The 513-nt window shown below is 78.4% G+C and carries 1 protein-coding gene; it reads left to right on the top strand.

Features of this window, described 5'->3' with window-relative positions; all coding sequences use genetic code 11:
• Positions 1-97: 97 nt before the first annotated feature.
• The coding region (locus ND748_RS33620) for a phosphotransferase (RefSeq protein ID WP_251750225.1) at positions 98-513 on the top strand (416 nt) is incomplete at its 3' end.

Genomic DNA, 513 nt, shown 5'->3' with positions numbered 1-513 from the left:
CCACTTCCGCCACTTCCGCCACTTCCGCCGCGCCCGCCGCCTCCGGCACGTCCGCCGCGCCTGGCGCGTACGGGGTGTCCGGCTCGGGGGACGCAGGGTGACCGACGTCGACCCGCGGTTGCGCCCACCCGAGACCACGGTTGCCCAGCCCTGGGACCGGGTCGCCGCCGAGCTGGCCCGCCACGGGCTGCACCTGGACACCGACGTCGCCCCCCGGCAGTTCGCCGGCGGCCTGGCGAACCTCAACTACCTGGTGTCCGTGGACGGCAGCCCCGCCGTGCTGCGCCGCCCGCCACCCGGGCCGTCGGCGGAGGGCGCCAACGACATGGCGCGCGAGTGGCGGGTGCTGCGCCAGCTCGGCGCGGGCTACCCGCTGGCCCCGCGCGGGGTGCACTTCTGCACCGACACCGGCGTTCTCGGCGCCCAGTTCCAGGTGCTGGAGTACCGCGACGGCGTCGCCGTCGGCGCCACCGTGCCGCCCGCGCTCACCGCGCCCGCCCCGCCCGCACCCCC

It is taken from the genome of Frankia sp. AiPs1 (assembly GCF_023716945.1).
Taxonomy (GTDB): Bacteria; Actinomycetota; Actinomycetes; order Frankiales; family Frankiaceae; genus Frankia.
This window is presented reverse-complemented; position numbering and strand designations above follow the sequence as displayed.